This window comes from Tamlana sp. 2_MG-2023, assembly GCF_030548465.1.
GTDB lineage: Bacteria > Bacteroidota > Bacteroidia > Flavobacteriales > Flavobacteriaceae > Pseudotamlana.
Map to the genome: position 1 here is coordinate 48,205 of NZ_JAUOSF010000010.1, position 22,150 is coordinate 70,354.

A 22,150-nucleotide genomic window follows, 5' to 3' on the forward strand; every position below is an offset into this window, starting at 1 on the left:
GTGCTATCTATAGGTGTTTTTTAAGAGATTAAAAGGTAAAGTTTATTCTTCTTCGTCTTTTAATTTTAAAGTGTTTACGTGTTCTGTTTCCGTTAATTTAGCTGGTTTTACCGAGCTGTCGTGGGCATTGTCGTATTCTTCTAACAGGTTCATTGTAGCAACTAATAGATCTTTAGTTTCTAGTAATAAACTAAAATATAACGTTGTGTTTTTTGGACTAGATTCTTCAGTTCGCGTGCGTTCAACTTGTTTACGAATCTTTTCAGTAACTAAAGCAAATAGTGATGATTTTTTTGTTAGAATCACTGAGATTTCATCAAACGATTGTGTTTCAAAAGCTGACCTCGTATCATTAAACAATTTTTCTAAGACCACATCAACTTCTTTCAATTCTTTAATTTGATTGAATTTAAGTTTTTTATGGTTGTTATTTACATGCTTATGTATGGCTTTAGAAATATATTCTAAAGATTGGGTCATATCTTGTAGGTAACCTAAAATATTGATGTAAAAATCACTTGCTCCAACACTAGAATCATCTAAATTTTTGATAAAATAGAAGATGTTATCACGCAAGCCATCAACTTCTTCAGAGAGCTTAACGATTTGCTTATTATTCTTCTTAAGCATTATTAAATCTTGTTTCGCTAAACCGTTAATAGAGTTGGTGTAAATTTTGTTTCCACGTTTTACAACATTAGCAATATTGTTAGCGCTTTCATGAATAACACCTTGTATGGAGCTGCTTTCTGCTCTGGTAAGGCTATCTTCAGCTTTTACCTCTTTACTTTTCTTATTATGAACAATAGAACTTCTTATTAGTAATGCAAAAGCTAAAACTAATAAGATAGGGAACATAACACTAATGTTCAGGTTTAACAAATAAGCGACTAAAGCAGCGGCTGTAAAGGCACTAAACGCTGTAAAAAACCAACCACCAATAACATTTATTACACCAGCAACACGGTACACGGCACTTTCTGCTCCCCAAGCTCTATCAGCTAGAGAACTACCCATAGCCACCATAAATGTTACGTATGTTGTTGAGAGTGGTAATTTATATGATGTCGCAATCGAAATTAAAACTGCGGCAACCATTAGGTTAACAGCTGCTCTTACTAAATCGAAAGCTGGTAATTCAATTTTTTTATTTTTTGATACCTTAATTACTGGTGCTTCAAATTGCTTGTCAATTTTTCGTTGTACCGACTCTGGTAGCATGTATGCTGTTATTTGCGACATTAACACAGCTGAGCGTACAAAAGTTCTTGATAGGAAATTTGGCTGAAAACGTTCTTTAGTTTCACTTTGGCTAGCAAGATCTAATGATGTTTTTACTACGTTTTTAGCTTTTGTTGAGAACCAAAGGGTTAAGACCATAATCATTCCAGCTATAAAAAGTAACCAGTTATTTGTTGGTACTTTTTGAGCTAATACACCCATTGAGAATTCGGTAGCTGGCACCCCAGATGCCGACCAAGCGTTAAACGCATTGTAAGCGGCTACGGGAACACCAATGAAGTTTACCAAGTCGTTTCCAGCAAAAGCTAAGGCTAATGCAAAAGTTCCTGCTATAATTACTAATTTGTAGATGTTTGATTTAGCGAATTCAATTAAGGCATAAGAAAGTAAAGACCAGAAAGCAAAGTTTCCTAATACAATAGCGAAAACTTGAGTTTCAAGGAAATGACTCATGGTATCTCCTCCAAATATATCGAAAGGTTGACTCGCGTATGAGGTTCCCTTTAAACCTTTCATGAAAATGAAATAGGTAATCGCTGTTAGGGCAAAACCACCAAATAAAGCACCTACCCAATTGGCTTTCTTTTCAAAATTATAGGATAGTAGAAGTCTGGAAAACCATTGCACTAAGGCACCAATGGAAAATGCGACGACCACCGAAAGGAGGATTCCGAATATAATTTGTGTGGCTTTGGATGTGTTTATATAGGTTATAACGTCAGAAAAATTTCCTCCGTCATGTCCTATCTTTATTAACGCAATAGCAACAGCTGCGCCAAGTAATTCAAATACAATCGAAACTGTAGTTGAAGTTGGCATACCTATAGAGTTGAAAAAGTCCAATAAGAGTATATCGGTTATCATTACGGCGAGGAATATGATCATGATCTCGTCGAACATGAACTCTCCAGGATTGAAAATTCCCTTTCGGGCAACTTCCATCATTCCACTGGAAAATACAGCACCAACTGCTACTCCTAAACTGGCCACAATCATAATGGTTTTGAAAGAGATAGCCTTAGAGCCTATTGCTGAATTTAAAAAGTTTACCGCATCATTACTAACGCCAACAACCAAATCGGCAATGGCTAAAATGGCTAATGCGATAATCATGTATAAATAGATGTTATCCATAGTATTTAATTGAAATAAGTTTGCAAATATCATGAGTATATATGTGTGTTGTGTTACGTAATTGTTATGTTTTAGAAGTGTACATCCATTTGTAATCTAGCCAATATTTCATTGGTTCCACCGTATGTTTTGATGTAGCTAAAATCGCTCTGTATTTTCAATTTGTGACCCACAATATATTTCGAAATTCCTAAGGTATACATATCTTTGGAATTTTGCATTGTAATACTATCCATATTTAAGTCTGTGTAGCGACCAGTAACCTCCCAATTAGATTTAAAAAGATAACCCGATTGAAGATTTAAGGCATTTCCTGTTTCAATGATATCCCCGGTAAGTGTTCCGTCAGAGTTTTTAGCAAGAGCATCATCAGCATTACGATTGGCGTATTCAAACATAAATGAATAGCCTTTGTATTTAAACATACCATCAATAAACACGGTGTTTATGTTAGTTTTAAACAAGCCACTGTTGTCATCGATTAGCATATATTTTCCTTGGTTACTGCGGGTTCTTACGGCATCATTATTGAACTCATAACTTGCTGCAACAGCTAATTTAGGAGAGGGCTCTCTTTTTAAGTCGCCACCTTTATAATCGCCTTTTCCTATAAAATTTCCGAAAGGTAAAACTTCTATGCCCCCTACATATTGAAGTCCTCCAATGTTTCCAGTAGTCACGTTTCTGCCTTCACCTAGTGATATAGAAAAAATTTCCCTGACTACTAATTTTCCGGTAGGGTTAAAAAAGTGTTTTAATTGAAAACCAATATCTCTATCTATATTGAATTTACCATTCAGTAAAGAACGGTCTACGAGTTGAAGATTTGCAGATGATATAATACGTTCTCTATTTCCTGGGAGTTTGCCTTGCCCCGCACGAAGGACTAAGTTTTTGTAGAAATTCCAGTCCACATAGGCATCCATAATAAACCTTGGTGAGCCATGGGTAAAATCATCGGATCCACCAGACATGTCTCTGTTGGAAAAACCAGCTTCAAATTTATATTTTAATTTAGGAGAATAAACAAAACCATCAAGCTTTAATCTTGAACGTCTAACGAGAACACTTAATTCGGTGGGTTGGTTTTCTTTCCAGCTAGCATAGCCTAAAAGTTGAAACCTAACGGCGAAATTCATAGTGAAAGTACTGTCTTTACCTGTCACGTGGAAAATGCCTTTTCCAAATGTCCCGGTTTTTATTTCTTGTGCACTTAAAGAAGTGATTACAAGCATGGTTACCCCGAGAAGGGTAAGTTTAAAATTCATGTAAATTAGTTTTTGTCGGATGCAAATAACTAATTTTAATGTTAATTTAATGTTTCCTTAATGTTAAGGTTTAAAAACAGTAAAGACTGCCTTGGCCAAGGCAGTCTTCCTAGAAATCATGATAATGTAGTCGACAAAAACTAATAAATTATATGAAATACTATTTTGTCTTAAGACACTGCAAATATCAATGTTCTACTTATTTTTAATGTAACTAAATCATTATGTAATTATTAATAAACTTATGTTAAACTTAATGTTTTAAATGCATGAAAATCAAATAGTTGTGATTATAATGTTAACTTAATGTTATGTAAATGTTGCTTAAGCGTTAATAAATTTGTATCTTTGATAGATAATGTTAAAACCCCCATAATTATGAAGAAATCAATTTTATTCTTTTTTGCTTTATTAATGACTGTGGTATCTTTTGCTCAACAAAAGAGAGATTTAAAACTTAATAAGGACACTAATTTAATAGATGTTGTTTATTATCATGACAATGGTGTTGTAAGCCAAACAGGTTCTTACACAGCAGATGGTAAATTACAAGGTGTTTGGTTAAGCTTTGACACAGAAGGCAAAAAAATCGTTTCTGCAAATTATGATAATGGAAAAAAAGTCGGCAAATGGATTCACTGGATTGATGGTGAAGCTAAAGAAGTAGATTATAGTAAAAACGTTGCTTCTCTTTAAGTAGATTACAACTTTTGAAATACAAAAAAAGCATCTTATAGTTTATAAGGTGCTTTTTTTGTGGAATAGATTTTGGTTAGAAGTTCTATGGTTTATAATTAAATTCGATGTTATTCATTCATTAAGTGTGTATTAGTAATGTTATATAGTTTGTTAAAACATGAAAGGGTAAGTTTTAAGGTCGCTTTAGTGTGTTCTATTGAGGCTGATAAAATCAGTTAACTGAGAAATGAGCTACTCTTTAGTTTTGATTACGTTTACTAAGTTTATTCAAAAAGTATTAATCTTTATAATAAATCCCTGGGGCGTGTTAATTGTTCAGTTTTATTTTTATTCCTCGAAGCCAAGGAATGGGGGTGTTGGTGTGATGCTTTAAAAGGGAAGTAAAATACGTGAAACTAGCTGTTCAAAAAACTAGAATAAAAAAAAGATTCCTCATGATGAGGAACCTTTTTACTTCATAATAAATGACTTTTTTAAAAGTCTTATTTTCTGCATAAAGGATCTGCTCCAATTGTACCTACTAATGTTTCTAAGTAGGCCTCAGAGCGTACTTCATTGTATTGTTGTTTAACAACTTCTAGACGTTCTTCAATATTCATTTCTGACGAAATTATAGCGTTATTGATATTCGTAATGAATGTTTCCAAATACGCGATTTGTGATTCATAAAAACGAATGTCTTTTTGTTGTTTTAACTCCAATCTTTCTTTGTACCAGTCGCTATTTAAGACGTAATCTCTATCAAAGAATTTTCTTAATTCAGGATCACTCATTGGTTTACCTTCGTAATTACCATAAGCCATCATGTGTAATAAAATCTTTAATGGTGGGATAGCAGCATCAATACTTCCATCTTCAAAATAACGTAAAGCTACTTTTTCTTGTGCTTCAACAATATTTTTAATTCCATCTACATAATCTTCAAGACCTTGTAATTCTGGTTTTAACATTTCTTCGTTAAACACAGCAGTAGGCTCGTCAAATAAACGATTTAAACATAGATGAGAGAATGTTTTCGTTATTCTATATCCTAAACGGCTTGCTAAAATAGTTTCACCGTTATGTTCAAAATCTTCAAGCTTTTCAAGACAATCGTTAGCAATTAGTTTTTTAGGATCGCGATCTGAAGGCTCTAAACGTGCCCAAATTTCAGGAATTAATAAACTAATATCATGATCTACTTGATTGTCGCCTCCAACATAACCTGCAGCAGTACTAAAGGCATCAGATTCAGTTAAAATATGTGACAATAAAGCATTATTTAAATCTGTTGTTGGTGTTAACATGTTAAAAGGTCCTTTAGTAAGAGCGCCTTCTGATCCTGCTCCAGTGGTTGATGGAGACTTTCCTGTTAAACTACAAATAAAGTCCATGAATAATTCTGGAGTTTCTTGGTAGTGAATTGGGTTATAAACCGCTAAGGCACGAATACCAGCTTTTTTATCGGCAGGATTATTTCTTCTACCCGGTAAAACAGCGTTTACAACATTGATTACAGGATCTTCAGATTTAATCTGTCTCACTAAACGTACTCCAACATCAGCCAAATATGTAGCTTCTGTCTCGCTTACGTTTTTGTTAGGCTCTAAATATCTTGGGTTTTTCGTAGGTTCTCCTTGTACAATTCTTGTATGTGATGGCAACACGAAATACTCTTCTTCTTTATCACTATGTACGATTTCTGTAATGAAATCTTTTACAGGTTGTGTGTATTTATCAAAATGTATGGTGTCATTGTAAATTTCAATGGCATCTGCTTTTTTCAATAACTCATAATTGGTTAAGAAACGACCATCGGTAACAATGTCTAATTCGGCGTTTTTATCATAACCTCTTACAACCGCTTCATCAGGTCTTTGGAAAAGATGCGCTTCACAGTTTGTTACTACTTTGACACTTTTATTAGTGAATTCAGGATTTAAGTCTTTAAGTTCTTGTCTTGGTAAAGTAATAGAGGCTGTAATATCATCTTCAGTTTGAATTTTTTCACAAGGAGAAAAATCAGATCTTAACTTGTTAAGCATCCAGTTTCCTTTTTGATTAAATCCAATACGTACATAACTACCAACTACAGGTGTATTGTTGTGTAAAAGACCTGTACCGTTTTCACCGTTAATAATTTCAACAGACATGTAATCTTTCCAGTTTAAAACACCACGTGCTTGTCTGTATAAACGTTTTACAAATAGTACTAACGACCTAATGTGTACAGGGATGTCTTCCAGCATTTGGTTGAACTCATCTGAATTCTCATCAGAGGGCGTTAATAGTTTTACAGCAGAACTTAAGGTTCTTTCTTCACTTAAGAAAGGTCTTGCTTTAGGTCGGTTTGGGTCTTTTACTTTCCAACGTGTGGTGTAATCAAACTCAATGATTTCATCTGCTTTTTTGAAATCTTCATCAATATCTTGAATATTAAATGTGCTATATGTGATAGCGTTTTGCATAGATTTTGAAATCTCAGATTTTCCTCCTCCTGAAACCGTACAAGGTTTGTGGCAAAAAATACCTTCTGCAAACGTATCTACAATACGCCATAAATCTATAGAGTTATGCTTTTCTAATCTAAATTTATTTCCAGTTGGGTGTACATAAGTTTTACGTGGCGAAAGAATCAATTTTTCTTCCTTTCCGTTATGCTCCCAAGTGATGCTGTTTGTGTTTGTATTCACATAAGCATCTTCTGGAATGTATATAATATTAGGGTATTTTTTATCTATCGCATAATTTTCAGGTTGCACGTCAATACGATCACCTAATAATGTTTTTACACCTTCAAAACTGTGTTTGTTCTGGTGGAAATTAGTATAGTCTTTACCGTCTAGAGTGCTTCCCATAACTCTTCTTGCAAAAGCAATTGCTCCACCAGCGTGCTCTTCTTCTACTAAACCATAAAGGTTTGCAGAATAGCTAATTTGTGTTTTAATCTCTTTTTTAGAGTACCCGTAGTAGTTGTCTGCAATAATTGTAACAACTACACCACGGTCATCTCTACAAGTAATTTTGAAAGCACCACCATCGTTGTAAAGTTCATCTTCTTTTTCCCAGCACATGCCGTCATTTTTTTGACGCTCTGTAGCATCATCAATATGAGGTAAGCCAACATCTTTCTTTTTTAGCTTTAATAACTGAGGGGCTAAAATGATACAACCTGTATGACCTGTCCAATGTTCTGTATCTAATGCCGCATCGTTTAGTGCTAAATGTGGGTCACCAGCATTTCCGAAGATAGATTCAACGAAATCTAAATTACTTACTAAGCTGCCAGGAGCAAAGAAACGAACTTCTAGAGATTTTTCTGAAATCACACCTTTAACCTCTGGGCAAACTACTGGTCTAAGCATCATAGAGACCATAGTTTTAGCTTGCTCTTCTTCTGGTTGACTTGACGTGAAAGGCAAGTTCTTTAATTCGTTTGAAGGGTTGAAAGCTGCATTTAAAAAGTGTGCAAATGCAATTTTCGGCACTTCTTTTTTATCTAATGGTACAGGAAGTGGCCCTTCAACAATATGAAAGGTTCCTTTTGTTGTTCTTTTATCGTGTAAAGGATTGTTTAAAATCCCTTGTTTTATTCTATTAGAAGTAACTTGATTGCTTTTGAAAGAATCACCATCTGGTGGTAAACTTACTTCTCTTGCTTGTCCTTTTCTTGATAGAATAAGCGTGTTGTTTGGAATAACGTAAGATTTCTCAAATTTCACGTCTTTTAAATAGTCATTTAAAAAATTTTGAATACGAGAATCTGCAGGTGAGTGATGCGTCGCTAAAAGTCGCGAGTTAGCTTGTACGTTTTTTACGATTCCACTTGTTAATTCTTCAAATTTTGGATTGCAAAATTTGACTTTACTATCCGGTTTATCCTTAAAAGTAGGTAACCAAAGGGAGGCTAACTGTAAGTTAGTAAATTGGATAATGTCTTTTCTTGATTCTTCTTGCATGATGTATAAAAAGTTACTTTCTGTGAATATAATACTCTTATTCTGAAACAAATTTAGGATGTAAAACTTTTATAAAAGCTGTCAAAAGTCAGTCTTATGTATAATTGTTTTATATAATTTAATCGAAAACGATTGCGTTGGGGTAGATAGCGAAGATAAATATAAATTGTAAGTAAAATAGATCATTTTGTTTGTTATTATTTAAAAGCATTGAGCCCTGTAATATCTAATCCAGTTATAAGTAAATGAATATCGTGAGTGCCTTCGTAAGTAATCACACTTTCTAAATTCATGGCGTGGCGCATAATAGAATATTCTCCAGAAATCCCCATACCACCAAGAATTTGTCGTGCCTCTCGAGCGATATTAATAGCCATTTCAACATTGTTTCTTTTGGCCATAGATATTTGTGCCGATGTTGCTTTTTCTTCGTTTTTTAAAACCCCTAAGCGCCAAGTTAACAATTGCGCTTTGGTTATTTCTGTAATCATTTCAGCTAATTTTTTTTGTTGTAACTGAAATTGCGCAATAGGTTTTCCAAATTGCATGCGTTCTTTGCTATATCGTAGAGCTGTGTCGTAGCAGTCCATAGCGGCTCCAATGGCGCCCCAAGCAATACCAAAACGCGCGGAATCCAAACAACCAAGAGCAGCGCCTAATCCAGATTTGTTGGGTAATAAGTTCGCTTTTGGCACCTTAACGTTGTCAAAGATTAATTCGCCAGTTGCCGAAGCGCGTAACGACCATTTATTATGTGTTTCTGGAGTTGTGAAGCCTTCCATGCCGCGCTCAACTATTAAGCCATAAACGCGCTCATTTTCATCTTTAGCCCAAACAACAGCTACCTGGGCAAAAGGCGCATTGCTAATCCACATTTTGGCACCATTTAATAGGTAATGATCTCCTTTATCTTTAAAATTTGTAACCATTCCGCTAGGGTTGCTGCCATGGTCTGGTTCTGTTAAGCCAAAACAGCCCATCCATTCGCCACTAGCTAATTTTGGTAGGTATTTTTTACGTTGGGTGTCGTTGCCGTATTTCCAAATAGGGTACATGACTAGCGAAGATTGTACCGATGCTGTGCTACGAATACCAGAATCACCACGTTCAATTTCTTGCATGATGAGTCCGTAAGAAATTTGATCTAAACCTGCGCCACCATACTCTAAAGGTATGTAAGAGCCAAAAGCACCAATTTCAGAAAGTCCCTTAATAAGTTGTTTTGGGAATTTTGCTTTTTGAGAATATTCTTCAATAATAGGGGAGACTTCGCGTTTCACCCATTGTCTAGCAGCATCGCGAACCAGTTTATGCTCATCTGTTAATAACGCGTCTAAGTTGTAATAATCTGGAGCTTCAAATAAATCTGGACGCATAAAGACGAAATTAAAAAGAGGGTTAATTTAAGAAAACAATAAAAAAATGATGATTTTCATTGTTTTTAGTAGTTTTCCACTCAAATTTAATCAATCTTATCTGTATTTCTACATTTTTAAATAGAAATCTTTTGTTAAGTTTATGTAATCTTCGGTGTAGTCATGTCTCTGATTTTCAATAGTAAGCGTGTCCGTTTTAATGACGCTTTCGCGGAAAGAAAATTCTAGAAGGCTACGTTTAACTTCAGAGTTTGGGTTGCCTTTAACGTGCAGCTTTCTGTTGGGGTAAAGTTTTTCTTCTGAAGCTAATTTGATGAATCGGGCTTCTTCTTTATAAGGGATGATGACAGTGAAAATACCATCTTCAGAAAGTAGTTTTGAGGCTCCTGAAATTAGATGTTCAAAGGGAAGCGCGTCTTGAAAACGTGCTAAATCTCTTGTGTTGTCATTGGTTTTGTAATCTTCAGCATAAAATGGTGGATTGCAAACAATAAGGTCGTACTTATCTTCAATTTCATCCACAAATTCTTCTAAAGAGGCGTGATAACAAAAAAGGCGATCACCCCAATCGGATTGTTCGAAGTTATCAACACATTGTTCGTATGCCTTATCGTCAATTTCTAAAGCATCAATAACTTCAGCATGGCATCTCTGGGCAATCATAAGTGCTAAAACTCCCGTTCCTGTACCAATATCTAAAACTGAAAAAGGTTGCTGGTTTACCGATGCCCATGCGCCTAGTAAAACAGCATCTGTACCAATTTTCATGGCGCATTGGTCTTGCTGAACTTTAAATTGTTTAAAAATGAATGGCTTTTTCGACATGCTTATTTTGATTCTGTGGTAAAACTAAGAAATTATGCCCTTTAAGTTGGGGTTCATTGATTTAATAATTCTAGTTTAATACTTGAATAGCTCGTTTTTATAAGTAGAAAAAATGCATGCTTAATGCAATCAAGGCATACTCAAATTGATTACTATTGAATGTCTGTAATGTTAAACTTTGTTAATTTTGTATTATTTAGCTTGTTAAATTGCTTAAAATTCAGCTAAAACACTGTTAAATTAACTTTTAGCTAAAATGGCCTCTTTATTTTTGCGTTAGACCAATTATTCTCTCTCCCTAATTATGATGGTTGGTTTAAGAACGTAAAAGATAATAGCTATGAAAAAAAACAAAAGAATATTAATGAATTTGAACGGTCTTTTGATGGTGAATCAAGAGGTTGAGAAAATATACCTTGAGCTTGTTGATAAGGTGACAGACGATGAATTGAAATATTATTTTAGAACTAATAGTCTTAAAAGAAAAGAGTTTTCTGAGGCTTTAAAAGTAGAAATATTAAATCTTGGCGGCTCCTGTAATAAGGTGGGCATTCAAGCTTCTTCCGAGCTTTCTAAATTTTGGATGAATGTAAGAAACTTTGTGCTACTAAATGATGGTGAAGAGAATCTTATTAATGAAGTTAGAGAGATGCAGAGTTTGGCAATTAATAAGTATAATGAATTATTAAGAATGTTAGGTTTGCCGCTTTCTGTTTGTAAACTATTAGTTAAACAGCGCGATATTATTCAAGATTCTAAAGATGTTATTGAAAGGCAAGAATTATTTGCTTTTGCTCAATAAGATGATGAATTAATCTTAAAAAAAAAGTCCAACCTAAATATTTAGGTTGGACTTTTTTATACGGTAAATGTGCTGAAACTTATTCTAAGTACAAATCAATTAGCCCTTCGGGGGTTTCTACTATAATTGTTTTATTATCGCGATCTACTTTTACAATAAACTCATCATTCATAGGGATTAAGATCTCTAAGCCATCGCGGTCAATTTCAAAAAGGGCTTGAGCTGTAGAATCGTTTATTCCTGTAATGGTGCCTACAGGTCCAAAATTCACATCTTCAATGGCAAAACCTATAACTTCGTGAAAATAGAATTGATCACCTTCTAGTTTAGGTAGGGTGTCAAGTGGTAAATATAAATCACTTTTCATGATGGCATCCGCATCGGCTTCGGTGTCTACCTCTTCAAATTTAATACGTAGGAGTTCCGATTTATGAAGTTGTGAACTTTCAATAAAAAACGGAATCAAATTGTTTCTTAAATCTATAAAAATAGCGTCTAAGTTTTCGTAAATATCAGGCTCGTCGGTGTCTAGTTTGGCTAGAACCTCGCCTTTAAAACTGTATTTTTTTATGATCTTTCCTAGGTAGAAGCAGTCTTCTTTTTTCATTGAAAATCTATTTTTTTTCATTTCCGAGAAGGCGGAAATATTTTTTTAAGTTCACTGTCTTAAAAGTAAAGTTTTCGTCAACCTGAACTTGATTCAGGTTCTCATAATGACTGGTTATCAATATGACGCGATTCTGAAATCGAAGATTCAACGCAGTTAAATAAATTCAGAATGACGGATTAAATTCTTTATGAACAGTCTTCTTATTAATTCTGTTTATGAGATTCCCGCCTTCGCGGGAATTGTTTAATAGAACTTCGAAAAAGTTCTATTAAACAAAAAACTCCGATAACGAATTATCGGAGTTTAAAAGTATAAAAAATTTTGTTTTTTATTCTTCTTCGTTAGATGCTTCTGCTTCAGCAGCAGGAGCTTCTTCAGCAACCTCTTCCTCTACTACAGGAGCAGCGGCAGCGATTCTTGCTTCATTAACAGCTTTTTCAGCAGCTAGTGCTTCAGCTTTAGCTTTAGCTTGCGCTTCAGATAAACCATCAACTTTAGCTTGAACTTTTCCTGTTTTTTCTTCTAACCAAGCAGTAAATTTAGCTTCTGCTTGCTCTTCAGTTAAAGCACCTTTTCTAACACCACCAGCAAGGTGATTTTTTAGTAAAGCACCTTTTTCAGATAAAAGGTTTTTAGCTGTATCAGTTGGTTGTGCACCATTCTGTAGCCATTGTACAGCACCGTCAACGTCTAATTCAACTGTTGCAGGGTTTGTGTTTGGATTGTAGATACCTAATTTCTCTAAGTATTTACCATCTCTTTTTGAACGTGCATCAGCTGCTACGATCCAGTAAAAAGGTTTCCCTTTTTTACCATGTCTTTGTAATCTAATTTTTACAGGCATAATAATTAATTATGTGAGGTACTCGACCTCGAGTTATTAATAAGGGCGCAAAGATACTATATTTTTTTAATTTTCAGAGGTTTAATCACATTGAAAAGTTAAAAAAGTAAGCAAACTGGCGTTGGCGTTTTATGTTCTTGTAAATAGGTTAGTTTACCGCTAGCTTGGTCAATCTTGAAAACAACCAAGTTATTGCTTCTGCGGTTAGCCACTATAAGGAAGTTTCCTGTTGGATCCATAGCAAAGTTTCTTGGCCAATCGCCGTGAACTGAAACATTTTGAACTTTTTCAATAGTTCCTTTTTTAGTGTTTCTTTCAAAAACAGCTATGGCATTTTCGCCACGATTTGTAGCGTATAAAAACTTTTCATCATTTGATAAATGAATGTCTGCCGAGGCATTTTCACCTTTGTAATCTTCCGCTAGGGTAGAATCGAAATCAATCTCTTTAAACTTGTTACCGTTTCTTTTTATTGAAGTAATGCTACTGCCTATTTCGTTAATAACATACATGAATTCACCATCTTTTGTCATAGTGAAGTGTCTTGGGCCAGGGTTGTCTTTAGTTTTTACAATCGCATCGGTATCCAATTTGTATTCGCCTTTTTTTAGTTCATATTGAAAAACAGAATTGGTCCCTAAATCGGCAACAAATAAGTCGTCATTAAAGAAATGTGCTGAGTGGGCGTGTGATTTTGTTCCTTCGGAATTATGGTCGAAAACCTGAGACGCATCATTTAAGCTCCCATCTTTATTAATAGGGAAAATAGCAACGGTTCCGCCTCTATAGTTTGAAACGGCAGCTTTATCGCCAGCTTCATTTAAAGAAATATGGCAAGGCAAAACACCATGACTACGCATGCGTGTTAAAAGCGTTAGCGTACCATCTTCATTAACGGTGTAAGAAGATACAAAACCATCGTTGGTTGCGTTGGTAGAATATAAATATTTTCTGTCTGGGGAATATTGTAAAAAAGACGGGTTGTCAATTTCAATGGCTAACTGTTGTTTGCTTAATGTGCCAGTTTCGGTATTAAATTGAAGTTGATAAACGCCTTTGGCGTCTTCATTGGTATAGGTTCCAACGTAAAGTGGAATGTTTTGAGCGTAGTTTTTTGTTGAAAAAATAGCTAATGCTAATAAAATTAGGTGTTTGTAGTGCATGTGTTAAAATTTAAGAGACAAAATTAATATAAATTAACTTAATAATGGTGCCTATTCTGTTAATGACTCTTAAATCTATTGTAAAGTCTGTTAATCCTTTGGAAACACCTATGTTTAAAGGTATATTAGACTAAACGATGTGAAACAATACACATCTTTAAAGAAGCTATTGAAATTTAAAAATGACAATGATATTATGAAGTATACTGAAGAAATTTCAAATAAATTAAACGAATTATTAATCAAGAATTATGATGCCGAAAAAGGGTATCTCAATGCTGCTGAAACCGTAGAAAGTCCGGCCTTGAAAATGTTCTTCAAGAAAAGAGCGATCGAGCGTGGAGATTTTGCGAAAGCATTAAGAATCGAGATTTTAAGATATGGTCAAATTCCTGAAGATGGCGGTAGTTTTAAAGGCGCTGTTTATCGAAACTGGACGACTTTAAGAACGCTTTTAGCATCAAATGACGTCGAGATTGTTTTAAAAGAAGCGATACGCGGTGAGGAAGAAAGCCTTAAAGAGTATGACGAAATCTTAAAAGATAGAAATATGCCTCCTAGTATCGATATTATGTTGAATAATCAAAGAAAAGCCATTCAAGCGGCGATTAATTCAGAAAAAGTTCATGAGGTCTTGGTGTCCTAACCAAAATCATTAATTGAGCTAGTTGCGGAGCTTTCAGTAATTTACTGAAAGCTCCGCTTTTTTGTTTACAACTTTTAGAGGTTCAGTTTTTAAAAGTGTAAATTCTCCGTATTTTTAACGACTAAGATTTGTTTTTCTAATCGCCTTAATAACAAACATCTAAACTTTAAGAATGTACTTAATTTTTGATACTGAAACTACCGGATTGCCTAAACGCTGGGATGCACCCATAACCGATACCGATAATTGGCCAAGGTGTATTCAAATTGCATGGCAATTGCATGATGACATGGGTAATTGTATCGAGAGTCAGGATTACTTGGTGAAACCCGAAGGTTTTAATATCCCGTATGATGCTGAGAAAATTCACGGTATTTCTACCGAATTGGCTCAAGAGCAAGGTGTTTCTTTAGATGAGGTTTTAGAAAAATTTAATATCGCATTAGGGAAAACCAAGTTTGTCGTTGGGCAAAACGTGAAGTTCGATTTAAACATTATGGGTGCCGAGTTTGTACGTGGTAATGTTGAAAATCAGTTACAAGAATTACCAGTTTTAGATACTTGTACAGAGCATACGGCCGAACTTTGTCAAATTCCCGGTGGTCGTTATGGTAAATTTAAACTGCCAACGCTTACCGAACTCCATGAGTTTCTATTCAATCAGCCATTTGCTGAAGCGCACAACGCCACTGCCGATGTAGAGGCAACCACGCGTTGTTTTTTAGAGTTAATTCGTTTAGAAGAATATACCAAGGAGCAACTTGAAGTTGAGCCAGATTATTTCGAGAATTTTAAAAAGGAAAACCCAGAGCCTATTCAGCTTATTGGGTTAAAGCACATCAACCTTAAAAAGGAGAGTGCTAAAATTCTTGAGCGCATTAAAAAAGCACAAACGGTTGAGGTTTCTTCGGAAGAAATAAAGCAAAATATTTCCGAGTTAGCTGAAGTTGATTTTGTGCATTTACACAATCACTCGCAATTTTCCGTATTACAATCTACTATGGGTGTGGCCGATATTGTTTCGGCAGCAGCCAAATATAATATGCCAGCCGTAGCGCTAACCGATCATGCCAATATGATGGGGGCTTTTCACTTTGTGAATGCGGTAAACAAACATAACAGTGGTGTTCAAGCTAAAATTAAGGAAGCTGAAGCCACAGGGGCTACTGTTACAGCAAAGGAAATAAAACCGATAATTGGTTGTGAGTTTTTTGTTTGTGAAGATCATTTAGATAAAACTCGAAAAGATAACGGGTATCAAATTGTCCTATTAGCAAAAAATAAAAACGGCTACCATAACCTTGCGAAATTATCCTCGCATGGTTTTGTGAATGGGTTTTATTATTTGCCTAGAATTGATAAAAAATTAATACAGCAGTATAAAGAAGATATCATTGTTCTTACAGGAAACTTATATGGTGAAGTACCAAGTAAAGTTTTAAATGTAGGTGAAGTTCAAGCGGAAGAAGCGCTTTTATGGTGGAAAGAGGAGTTTGGCGACGATCTGTATGTCGAATTGATGCGCCACAATCAAGAAGATGAAAATCGTGTAAACCCAACTTTAATTGAGTTGGCACGAAAGCATGATGTCAAACTGATTGCTTCAAACAATACCTATTATCAAGATCAAAAAGACGCCAATGCCCACGATATTTTATTGTGTGTAAAAGATGGTGAAAAACAAGCGACGCCAATAGGTCGCGGACGCGGGTATAGATTCGGGTTACCAAATCAGGAATACTATTTCAAGTCTGGCGATGCGATGAAGGAATTGTTTAAGGATGTGCCTGAGGCTATTTCGAACGTTCAGGAGGTTGTTGATAAAGTTGAGGCTTATCAATTAGCCCGTGATGTATTATTACCTGCCTTTGATATTCCTGAAAAATTTAAGCATGATGAAGATTTAATTGACGGCGGAAAGCGAGGAGAAAACGCCTTTTTAAAGCATTTAACTTTTGAAGGTGCCAAAAAACGTTACGGCGAGCCCCTTTCGGAAGAAGTGGTAGAACGTCTCGATTTTGAGTTAAGCGTTATTGAAAATACGGGGTATCCTGGGTATTTCTTGATTGTTGAAGATTTTATCCGAGAGGCTCGAAATATGGATGTTTCGGTGGGGCCGGGACGTGGATCTGCAGCAGGATCGGTAGTAGCGTATTGCTTGTGGATTACCAACATCGATCCGATGAAGTACGATCTGCTTTTTGAGCGTTTCCTAAATCCGGATCGTGTGAGTATGCCCGATATTGATATTGATTTCGATGATGAAGGTCGAAGTCGTGTCATGGATTATGTAATCGATAAGTACGGGTCAAGTCAAGTGGCACAAATTATTACTTATGGTACCATGGCTGCAAAATCATCTATTCGAGATACGGCACGTGTATTGGATTTACCGCTTTTTGATGCCGATAGAATTGCCAAGTTAATTCCGAATATGTCTAAGCTGAATAAAATATTTGGTTTAGATGAAAAGGCGTTGGCGTCTAAATTTAGAGCTGAAGAATTAGAAAAAGTAAACGAGCTTTTAAATATTGCTGATGGTAGTGATTTACCAGCGGAGACTTTGAATTTAGCCCGAACTTTAGAAGGTTCGGTTAGGAATACGGGAATTCATGCCTGTGGGGTGATTATTACCCCAGACGATATTACCAAGTTCGTACCCGTTTCTTTGGCGAAGGATTCCGACTTGTATGTGACCCAGTTTGATAACTCGGTGGTGGAAGATGCAGGATTGCTGAAAATGGATTTCTTGGGATTAAAAACGCTAACCTTAATTAAGGATACCGTTAAAATAGTAAAAGCCAAGCACGGTATTGAACTGGATCCCGATAGTTTCCCTTTAGATGACGTGAAAACATACGAGTTATTCCAACGCGGAGAAACCGTTGGTGTGTTTCAGTATGAATCGCCAGGGATGCAAAAACACCTTCGTGATTTAAAGCCTACGGTTTTTGAAGATTTAATTGCCATGAACGCCTTGTATCGTCCGGGGCCGATGGAATATATTCCAAGTTTCGTTAGACGTAAGCATGGTGACGAAGAAATCGAGTACGATTTACCAGCCATGGAAGAATACCTTAAGGAAACTTATGGTATTACGGTATATCAAGAGCAAGTAATGCTCTTGTCTCAAAGTCTTGCTGGGTTTACAAAGGGTGAAGCCGATGTCTTGCGTAAGGCCATGGGTAAAAAGCAAATTGCGGTTCTTGATAAAATGAAGCCTAAGTTTATCGAGCAGGCCAGTGCTAATGGGCATGATGCTAAAATTCTAGAGAAAGTTTGGAAGGACTGGGAAGCTTTTGCGAGTTATGCCTTTAATAAATCGCACTCCACTTGTTATGCTTGGATTGCCTATCAAACAGCTTATTGTAAGGCGCATTATCCTGCGGAATATATGGCGGCAGTACTTTCTAATAATATGAATGACATCAAGCAGGTGACGTTCTTTATGGAGGAATGTAAGCGTATGAAGCTTGATGTACTGGGGCCTGATGTAAATGAAAGCTATTATAAGTTTTCGGTTAATAAAGATGGTGCGGTACGTTTTGGAATGGGGGCTATTAAAGGAGTAGGGCATGGTGCCGTTATGACCATTGTTGATAACCGTGAGGAAGGGCCGTATAAATCGATTTTTGATTTAGCTAAACGTATTGATTTACGTGCTGCCAATAAAAAAGCCTTTGAAAACTTAGCTTTAGCAGGTGGTTTTGATGGTTTGGGTGATACACATCGCGCGCAGTTTTTTCATGATGATGGTGATGGGATTACCTTTTTAGAGAAAGCTATTAAATACGCTCAAAAACATAAAGAGAATGAAAATTCGGCACAGGTAAGTTTATTTGGTGAAGCCAGCGAAGTACAAATTGCTGAACCCGAAGTGCCGCCTTGCGAGTCTTGGGGGACTATGGAGAAACTCAGTAAAGAACGCGAAGTGGTTGGTGTTTATATTTCGGGGCATCCGTTGGATGATTTTAGAACCGAAATGAAAACCTTTTGTAATGCTAACGTTGGCATGTTCTTAAATATAGATCCTTATGTGAATAGGGAGCTGGTTTTTGGAGGTGTAGTAACCGATGTGCAGCACCGTGTTAGCAAGCAAGGGAAAGGCTGGGGAATGTTTACTATTGAAGATTATTTTGACAGCTACGAGTTTAGAATTTTTGGAGAAGATTATTTGAAATTCAGACACTTTTTAATGCATAATAATTTTGTGTTTGTGAAGACTTTTGTACGTGAAGGTTGGGTGAATAAAGATACTGGAAAGAAGAGTGACCCGAGATTGCAGTTTAATAGTTTTCAGCTGTTGCATGATGTCATGGAGAATTATGCTAAAAAATTATCCATTCAAATAAATATTAATGATTTAGATGATAAAACAGTGATTGACTTAAAGGATTTGTTACACATGCATCCTGGAAATCAAACACTTAATTTTGATGTTTATGATACTAAAGACAAAGTAAAAATATCCATGCCGAGTAGACGCCAAAAGGTGAAGGTGAGTCAGGAGTTGGTTTCGGAATTGGAAGCTAGATATATTAAGTTTAAGTTGAATTAGGTGTTTTGGTTAATGGTTGTTAGTTGTTGGTTTTTGGAGTTTAGTCTTGAGGGTTATTACACGGAGGTTCGCTGAGGTTTCGCAGAGATTCACGGAGGGTTTGCTAGACACAGATTACACAGATTTTCACAGATTTTTTACGTTTTGCAGGCTAGCGCTCGTTTTTAACGGGTGCTGTCAAGGTAAGTAGTTGAAAAAAAGAACTTGCTTAACTAAAACCGAGCACCGCGCAAAGGATAGCAGCGGCATCCTTTTTTGTGTAAAGCGAATTTCGTAAGAAGTTGTTTTTATAAACTTGAATACTGGGGCCTGATAAAAAACGTGAATTTTAAGACAAAAAAGATAGAGCGGATAGCCTGGTTTATGCGCCAAAAAGCCTTTTATAGTACGAATTGATGATGCTATAAGGAAAACAAATTGACGGTTTGTAAGCTTTAGAGTTTTTTTTGACTAATTTTGTACTTTAATATTGAAGTAAAACAGATTAAAATATAAATATTATGGCATTAGAAATAACAGATGCGACGTTTGAAGAAACGGTTTTAAAAAGTGATAAACCAGTTTTAGTTGATTTTTGGGCTGCATGGTGTGGACCTTGTAGAATGGTTGGACCAATCATCGAAGAAATTAGTGATGAATACGATGGTAAAGCTGTTGTTGGAAAGCTAGATGTAGATGCAAATCAAGAATTTGCAGCTAAGTATGGTGTTCGTAATATTCCTACTGTTTTAGTGTTTCAAAACGGAGAAGTTGTTGGAAGACAAGTGGGTGTAGCGCCTAAAACGGCTTATACTGAAGCTATAGACGCCTTATTATAGTCTAAAAGTCTATTTAAATAAAAGAATATTAAAAAGGTTTGCCATTATGGTGAACCTTTTTTTATTTTAGAACAAAATTAAAAATTAAGATGAGCGATAAAATAAAAGTGCAAGATGCTATTGATAGCAAATTTATAGAACAACGAAAAGTGTTTTTATGGGGACAGGTAGATGATAAATCGGCCAAGCATGTGATTGACCGCTTGATGTATTTAGACGCCTTAGGTAGTGACGATATTGAATTGTATATTAATAGTCCTGGAGGTTATGTAACGTCTGGTTTTGCGATTTACGATTGTATTAAAGCCTTAAATAGTGAAGTTTCTACAATTTGTACTGGTTTCGCGGCTTCGATGGGCTCTATAATTTTATCGGCTGGCGCAAAGGGAAAACGTTTTATTCAGCCACATGCGCGTGTTATGATTCACCAACCTAGTGGTGGTGCACGTGGTCAAGCTAGTGATATTGAAATTACAGCTAAGGAAATCGTGATTACTAAAGAGTTAAGTGCGAAAATTTTAGCTGATAATTGCGGACAAGATTTTGAAAAGGTGATGAAAGATTTTAACCGTGACCATTGGATGGGTGCTGAGGAATCTGTTGAATATGGGATTGTTGATGGGGTGAAATAGGAAGCCGGGCCGAAGCCCCCTAGCCCCCAGTTGGGGGAACTCTTACTCTTTCCCAATAAAGTATTGAGAATATCAGATTAAACTATAGAACTAATATTTAATACACCGATTCCCATATGCGTGTTCCTCCCCTCCCGGGGAGGCTAGGTGGGGCACCTATTATGCTACAAAACGAACTTAATAAAGCTAAAGGTTTTAAAAATCTTGAACTTCTTGCCAAGCAAGTGGTTGAGGGCTTTATTGCTGGTATGCATAAGAGTCCGTTTCATGGGTTTTCGGCGGAATTTGCTGAACACAAAATTTATAACCAAGGCGAAAGCACGCGTCATATCGATTGGAAGTTATTCGCAAAAACCGAAAAGCTTTATACCAAGCGTTACGACGATGAAACGAATTTACGCTGCCACCTGATTATAGATAATAGCAGTTCGATGCATTATCCTAAAATGCCGTCTTTTTCTATAGGAAATTTAAATAAAATTGGTTTTTCGGTACTGGCTTCGGCAGCTTTAATGCAGATTTTAAAGAAGCAACGCGATGCTGTTGGGCTTACGGTGTATAGTGATGCTTATGATTTTTATGCTCCAGAGAAGGGGAGTGAGCGTCATCATCAAATGTTGTTAAATACTTTGGATGAGGTTGCGGTTTCAAACCCTGTAAATAAGCAAACGGAAACTTATAAGTATTTGCATGAGGTTGCTGAGAAGATTCATAAGCGGTCTATGGTTTTTTTGTTTACCGATATGTTTCAAGCCTCAGAGGAAGATGAAAAACTTTTTGAGGCCTTACGTCATTTAAAATACAATAAGCATGAAGTGGTGTTATTTCATGTTATGGATAAGAAAAAGGAGCAAAACTTCGATTTTGATAATAAGCCCAAGCGTTTTGTTGATGTTGAAACCGGTGAGTTTATTAACCTTTATGCTGATTCAATAAAAGAAAGCTACAGTGAGGCGGTAGAAAATTACTTTAATAACCTGCGCTTAAAGTGCGCACAGTATAAAATTAAGTATGTTGAAGCCGATATTAATAAGGATTTTAATAACATCCTAACGACTTATTTGGTTGAGCGTCAAAAATTCGCTTAATCGTTAGCTTTTTATAAATAAATTTGAAATTTTAAAATACTGATTATCAAATCGTTTTAAAATAATTTTAAAATTTCATAAAAAAAGTTTCAAAAACGTTTGTGATATTTAAAAAGGCGTGTATCTTTGCACTCGCAATAACGCAACGGTCTGGTAGTTCAGCTGGTTAGAATGTCGCCCTGTCACGGCGAAGGTCGCGGGTTCGAGTCCCGTCCAGACCGCTAAAATTGCAAAAAGCCTTAAAGAAATTTAAGGCTTTTTTTATGTTTAAAAATGATTGATCGCCTTTTCTTATGGTTGTTTTTTATAATAATTTAAAAACACTAAGTTTGCTACAAATATATTTGTACTCTCTCTCTCCCTCCCTAAATAAATAATTAATGGCATCTATCTCTAATATCCTACGAGTTAAATTGTATGTGTTTTTTATGGATCATTCCTAAAAGTTGTGTTTATGCAAAAATTGTAGTTAATCTAAAAAGAAAGAATTCTACGTTTTTCACACCT

At 35.7% G+C, this 22,150-nt stretch carries 15 protein-coding genes and 1 tRNA gene; 8 read left to right on the forward strand and 8 right to left on the reverse strand.

Going from position 1 to position 22,150, the window contains the following annotated elements; genetic code table 11:
• Positions 1-42: 42 nt before the first annotated feature.
• Together Q4566_RS14655 and Q4566_RS14660 are read right to left on the reverse strand one after the other, a co-directional pair.
• Positions 43-2,376 carry an inorganic phosphate transporter gene (locus tag Q4566_RS14655; protein ID WP_303422740.1) on the reverse strand — a complete coding sequence of 778 codons (2,334 nt, stop codon included), beginning with the start codon at positions 2,374-2,376 and terminating at the stop codon, positions 43-45.
• A gap of 71 nt (positions 2,377-2,447) precedes the next feature.
• Positions 2,448-3,644, reverse strand: coding sequence for a porin (locus Q4566_RS14660; RefSeq protein ID WP_303422743.1), 1,197 nt, complete (start codon positions 3,642-3,644; stop codon positions 2,448-2,450).
• A gap of 378 nt (positions 3,645-4,022) precedes the next feature.
• Here Q4566_RS14660 and Q4566_RS14665 point away from each other — a divergent pair, with 378 nt between their 5' ends.
• Positions 4,023-4,340, forward strand: a complete 318-nt coding sequence (locus Q4566_RS14665) for a toxin-antitoxin system YwqK family antitoxin (RefSeq protein ID WP_303422746.1) — start codon at positions 4,023-4,025, stop codon at positions 4,338-4,340.
• Between the two features lie 485 nt (positions 4,341-4,825).
• Here Q4566_RS14665 and Q4566_RS14670 read toward each other — a convergent pair whose 3' ends face one another.
• The 3 genes from Q4566_RS14670 to Q4566_RS14680 all read right to left on the reverse strand — a co-directional run bounded on the left by Q4566_RS14670 (position 4,826) and on the right by Q4566_RS14680 (position 10,482).
• The gene (locus Q4566_RS14670) at positions 4,826-8,281 is read right to left on the reverse strand and encodes a hypothetical protein (protein ID WP_303422749.1); all 3,456 of its coding nucleotides are present in this window, start codon (positions 8,279-8,281) and stop codon (positions 4,826-4,828) included.
• 197 nt (positions 8,282-8,478) lie between these two features.
• The gene (locus tag Q4566_RS14675; RefSeq protein ID WP_303422751.1) at positions 8,479-9,657 is read right to left on the reverse strand and encodes an acyl-CoA dehydrogenase family protein; all 1,179 of its coding nucleotides are present in this window, start codon (positions 9,655-9,657) and stop codon (positions 8,479-8,481) included.
• Between the two features lie 108 nt (positions 9,658-9,765).
• Positions 9,766-10,482 (reverse strand): tRNA1(Val) (adenine(37)-N6)-methyltransferase, encoded by a 717-nt coding sequence (locus Q4566_RS14680; RefSeq protein WP_303422754.1) that lies wholly within the window; start codon positions 10,480-10,482, stop codon positions 9,766-9,768.
• Positions 10,483-10,822: 340 nt separating this feature from the next.
• On the opposite strand from Q4566_RS14680, the gene Q4566_RS14685 reads away from it, so the two are divergent.
• Positions 10,823-11,284, forward strand: coding sequence for a DUF2383 domain-containing protein (locus Q4566_RS14685; protein WP_303422757.1), 462 nt, complete (start codon positions 10,823-10,825; stop codon positions 11,282-11,284).
• A 79-nt stretch (positions 11,285-11,363) separates the two neighbouring features.
• Here Q4566_RS14685 and rimM read toward each other — a convergent pair whose 3' ends face one another.
• The 3 genes from rimM to Q4566_RS14700 form a co-directional block, all read right to left on the reverse strand.
• On the reverse strand, positions 11,364-11,891 hold the full coding sequence (gene rimM, locus Q4566_RS14690) for a ribosome maturation factor RimM (protein WP_303422760.1): 528 nt from the start codon (positions 11,889-11,891) through the stop codon (positions 11,364-11,366).
• Positions 11,892-12,222: 331 nt separating this feature from the next.
• Complete coding sequence (locus tag Q4566_RS14695) at positions 12,223-12,738, reverse strand: 30S ribosomal protein S16 (RefSeq protein WP_303422763.1); 516 nt, start codon at positions 12,736-12,738, stop codon at positions 12,223-12,225.
• Positions 12,739-12,836: 98 nt separating this feature from the next.
• Complete coding sequence (locus tag Q4566_RS14700) at positions 12,837-13,901, reverse strand: lactonase family protein (protein ID WP_303422766.1); 1,065 nt, start codon at positions 13,899-13,901, stop codon at positions 12,837-12,839.
• Between the two features lie 196 nt (positions 13,902-14,097).
• Between Q4566_RS14700 and Q4566_RS14705 the strand changes: the two genes are divergently transcribed.
• From Q4566_RS14705 to Q4566_RS14730, 6 genes are all read left to right on the forward strand, one after another.
• Positions 14,098-14,547: a PA2169 family four-helix-bundle protein gene (locus Q4566_RS14705; RefSeq protein WP_303422769.1), complete on the forward strand. Its 450-nt coding sequence runs from the start codon at positions 14,098-14,100 to the stop codon at positions 14,545-14,547.
• 172 nt (positions 14,548-14,719) lie between these two features.
• Positions 14,720-19,105, forward strand: a complete 4,386-nt coding sequence (gene dnaE / locus Q4566_RS14710) for a DNA polymerase III subunit alpha (protein WP_303422772.1) — start codon at positions 14,720-14,722, stop codon at positions 19,103-19,105.
• 500 nt (positions 19,106-19,605) lie between these two features.
• Positions 19,606-19,923, forward strand: a complete 318-nt coding sequence (gene trxA / locus Q4566_RS14715; RefSeq protein ID WP_303422775.1) for a thioredoxin — start codon at positions 19,606-19,608, stop codon at positions 19,921-19,923.
• An 89-nt stretch (positions 19,924-20,012) separates the two neighbouring features.
• On the forward strand, positions 20,013-20,555 hold the full coding sequence (locus tag Q4566_RS14720; protein WP_303422777.1) for a ClpP family protease: 543 nt from the start codon (positions 20,013-20,015) through the stop codon (positions 20,553-20,555).
• A gap of 158 nt (positions 20,556-20,713) precedes the next feature.
• Positions 20,714-21,643 (forward strand): DUF58 domain-containing protein, encoded by a 930-nt coding sequence (locus Q4566_RS14725; RefSeq protein ID WP_303422786.1) that lies wholly within the window; start codon positions 20,714-20,716, stop codon positions 21,641-21,643.
• A gap of 147 nt (positions 21,644-21,790) precedes the next feature.
• Positions 21,791-21,864: transfer RNA gene (locus Q4566_RS14730), tRNA-Asp, on the forward strand.
• Positions 21,865-22,150 lie beyond the last annotated feature (286 nt).

What these genes read in the sequence shown, in the direction of transcription:
- Q4566_RS14695 (WP_303422763.1), bottom strand. Translation starts at nt 12,738, where the DNA reads ATGCCTGTAAAAATTAGATTACAAAGACATGGTAAAAAAGGGAAACCT.
- Q4566_RS14665 (WP_303422746.1), top strand. Translation starts at nt 4,023, where the DNA reads ATGAAGAAATCAATTTTATTCTTTTTTGCTTTATTAATGACTGTGGTA.
- Q4566_RS14670 (WP_303422749.1), bottom strand. Translation starts at nt 8,281, where the DNA reads ATGCAAGAAGAATCAAGAAAAGACATTATCCAATTTACTAACTTACAG.
- trxA (WP_303422775.1), top strand. Translation starts at nt 19,606, where the DNA reads ATGGCATTAGAAATAACAGATGCGACGTTTGAAGAAACGGTTTTAAAA.
- rimM (WP_303422760.1), bottom strand. Translation starts at nt 11,891, where the DNA reads ATGAAAAAAGAAGACTGCTTCTACCTAGGAAAGATCATAAAAAAATAC.
- Q4566_RS14685 (WP_303422757.1), top strand. Translation starts at nt 10,823, where the DNA reads ATGAAAAAAAACAAAAGAATATTAATGAATTTGAACGGTCTTTTGATG.
- Q4566_RS14700 (WP_303422766.1), bottom strand. Translation starts at nt 13,901, where the DNA reads ATGCACTACAAACACCTAATTTTATTAGCATTAGCTATTTTTTCAACA.
- Q4566_RS14675 (WP_303422751.1), bottom strand. Translation starts at nt 9,657, where the DNA reads ATGCGTCCAGATTTATTTGAAGCTCCAGATTATTACAACTTAGACGCG.
- Q4566_RS14680 (WP_303422754.1), bottom strand. Translation starts at nt 10,482, where the DNA reads ATGTCGAAAAAGCCATTCATTTTTAAACAATTTAAAGTTCAGCAAGAC.
- Q4566_RS14720 (WP_303422777.1), top strand. Translation starts at nt 20,013, where the DNA reads ATGAGCGATAAAATAAAAGTGCAAGATGCTATTGATAGCAAATTTATA.
- dnaE (WP_303422772.1), top strand. Translation starts at nt 14,720, where the DNA reads ATGTACTTAATTTTTGATACTGAAACTACCGGATTGCCTAAACGCTGG.
- Q4566_RS14705 (WP_303422769.1), top strand. Translation starts at nt 14,098, where the DNA reads ATGAAGTATACTGAAGAAATTTCAAATAAATTAAACGAATTATTAATC.
- Q4566_RS14655 (WP_303422740.1), bottom strand. Translation starts at nt 2,376, where the DNA reads ATGGATAACATCTATTTATACATGATTATCGCATTAGCCATTTTAGCC.
- Q4566_RS14660 (WP_303422743.1), bottom strand. Translation starts at nt 3,644, where the DNA reads ATGAATTTTAAACTTACCCTTCTCGGGGTAACCATGCTTGTAATCACT.